The 3,021-nt window shown below is 64.9% G+C and carries 1 pseudogene; it reads right to left on the bottom strand.

Annotated features, from left to right (window positions below):
- Positions 1-3,021: pseudogene (locus tag WG924_RS28030) on the bottom strand (tandem-95 repeat protein); the annotation flags it as partial.

Here is a 3,021-nt window from a genome sequence, read left to right on the forward strand (position 1 = left end):
CGTCAGCTCGACCGTGTCGCCGGCATCGACATCGCCGCTCGTCACCGTGCCGATCACCGCGCCGGGGTTGTTCTCGGCGACCGCATTGCCGCTGAGAACCGGTGCCGTCGGGGCTTCGTTCTCGTTCTCCACCTGAATGGTGATATCGCTGCTGACTTCGATCCCGTTCGCGGCCCGGCCGGTGATCACCAGCGACACCTGCGGCTCGGTCTCGTAGTCGAGCGCGATGCCATCCTTCAGCTTCAGCACCCCGCCCGCGATCTCGAACCGGGCATCATCCACCGTGAAGGTGACACCGGCACCGTCCGGATCCTGCTCGACACTCACCGTGCCGATCACCGCGCCGGGGAGGTTCTCAACCACCTGATCATTGTCAAGCTGCGGCACCGTCGGTGCCTCGGCGACATTGGTCACCGTGATCCGCACCACGCTGCTGGTCTCAAGACCATTGGCATCAATGGCGGTGAGCGTCAGGTCGATGAACGGCTCGGCCTCATGATCGAGGAATTCACCGCCCGCCAGTTGCAGCACGCCGTCCACGATCTCGAAGCGCTGATCGTCGACCGTGAAGGTCAACGCGTCGCCCGCATCCGGGTCGCTCGCCGTCACCGTCCCGATCACCTGCGCGTCTTCACGCACCGTCGTGTTCGACAGCACCGGCGCGGTCGGGGCCTCGTTCTCGTTCTCCACCTGAATGGTGATATCGCTGCTGACTTCGATCCCGTTCGCGGCCCGGCCGGTGATCACCAGCGACACCTGCGGCTCGGTCTCGTAGTCGAGCGAGACACCGTCGCGCAGCTTCAGCACCCCGCCCGCGATCTCGAACCGGGCATCATCCACCGTGAAGGTGACACCGGCACCGTCCGGATCCTGCTCGACACTCACCGTGCCGATCACCGCGCCGGGGAGGTTCTCAACCACCTGATCATTGTCGATCTGCGGCGCCGTCGGCGCCTCGGCGACATTGGTCACCGTGATCCGCACCACGCTGCTGGTCTCAAGACCATTGGCATCAATGGCGGTGAGCGTCAGGTCGATGAACGGCTCGGTCTCATGATCGAGGACTTCACCCCCCGCCAGTTGCAGCACACCGTCCACGATCTCGAAGCGCGGATCATCGACCGTGAAGGTCAGCGTGTCGCCCGCATCCGGGTCGCTCGCCGTCACCGTGCCGATCACCTGTGCGTCTTCACGCACCGTGGTGTTCGACAGCACCGGCGCGGTCGGGGCCTCGTTCTCGTTCTCCACCTGAATGGTGATATCGCTGCTGACCTCGATCCCGTTCGCGGCCCGGCCGGTGATCACCAGCGACACCTGCGGCTCGGTCTCGTAGTCGAGCGAGACACCATCGCGCAGCTTCAGCACGCCGCCCGCGATCTCGAACCGGGCGTCGTCGACCGTGAAGGTGACACCGGCACCGTCCGGATCCTGCTCGACACTCACCGTGCCGATCACCGCGCCGGGGAGGTTCTCAACCACCTGATCATTGTCAAGCTGCGGCGCCGTCGGCGCCTCGGCGACATTGGTCACCGTGATCCGCACCACGCTGCTGGTCTCAAGACCCTCGGCATCGGTCGCGGTCAGCGTCAGGTCGATGAACGGCTCGGTCTCATGATCGAGGACTTCACCCCCCGCCAGTTGCAGCACACCGTCCACGATCTCGAAGCGCGGATCATCGACCGTGAAGGTCAGCGTGTCACCCGCATCCGGGTCGCTCGCCGTCACCGTGCCGATCACCTGCGCGTCTTCACGCACCGTCGTGTTCGACAGTACCGGCGCGGTCGGGGCTTCGTTCTCGTTCTCCACCTGAATGGTGATATCGCTGCTGACTTCGATCCCGTTCGCGGCCCGGCCGGTGATCACCAGCGACACCTGCGGCTCGGTCTCGTAGTCGAGCGAGACACCATCGCGCAGCTTCAGCACGCCGCCCGCGATCTCGAACCGGGCGTCGTCGACCGTGAAGGTGACACCGGCACCGTCCGGATCCTGCTCGACACTCACCGTGCCGATCACCGCGCCGGGGAGGTTCTCAACCACCTGATCATTGTCAAGCTGCGGCACCGTCGGTGCCTCGGCGACATTGGTCACCGTGATCCGCACCACGCTGCTGGTCTCAAGACCATTGGCATCAATGGCGGTGAGCGTCAGGTCGATGAACGGCTCGGTCTCATGATCGAGGACTTCACCCCCCGCCAGTTGCAGCACACCGTCCACGATCTCGAAGCGCGGATCATCGACCGTGAAGGTCAGCGTGTCGCCCGCATCCGGATCGCTCGCCGTCACCGTCCCGATCACCTGTGCGTCTTCACGCACCGTGGTGTTCGACAGCACCGGCGCGGTCGGGGCTTCGTTCTCGTTCTCCACCTGAATGGTGATATCGCTGCTGACTTCGATCCCGTTCGCGGCCCGGCCGGTGATCACCAGCGACACCTGCGGCTCGGTCTCGTAGTCGAGCGAGACACCATCCTTCAGCTTCAGCACGCCGCCCGCGATCTCGAACCGGGCATCATCCACCGTGAAGGTCACGCCGGCGCCGTCCGGATCCTGCTCGACACTCACCGTGCCGATCACCGCGCCGGGGAGGTTCTCAACCACCTGATCATTGTCGATCTGCGGCGCCGTCGGCGCCTCGGCGACATTGGTCACCGTGATCCGCACCACGCTGCTGGTCTCAAGACCATTGGCATCAATGGCGGTGAGCGTCAGGTCGATGAACGGCTCGGCCTCATGATCGAGGAATTCACCGCCCGCCAGTTGCAGCACGCCGTCCACGATCTCGAAGCGCGGATCATCGACCGTGAAGGTCAGCGTGTCACCCGCATCCGGGTCGCTCGCCGTCACCGTGCCGATCACCTGTGCGTCTTCACGCACCGTGGTGTTCGACAGCACCGGCGCGGTCGGGGCTTCGTTCTCGTTCTCCACCTGAATGGTGATATCGCTGCTGACTTCGATCCCGTTCGCGGCCCGGCCGGTGATCACCAGCGACACCTGCGGCTCGGTCTCGTAGTCGAGCGAGACACC

The sequence above is a fragment of the Tistrella arctica genome (genome assembly GCF_039630945.1).
GTDB lineage: Bacteria > Pseudomonadota > Alphaproteobacteria > Tistrellales > Tistrellaceae > Tistrella > Tistrella bauzanensis.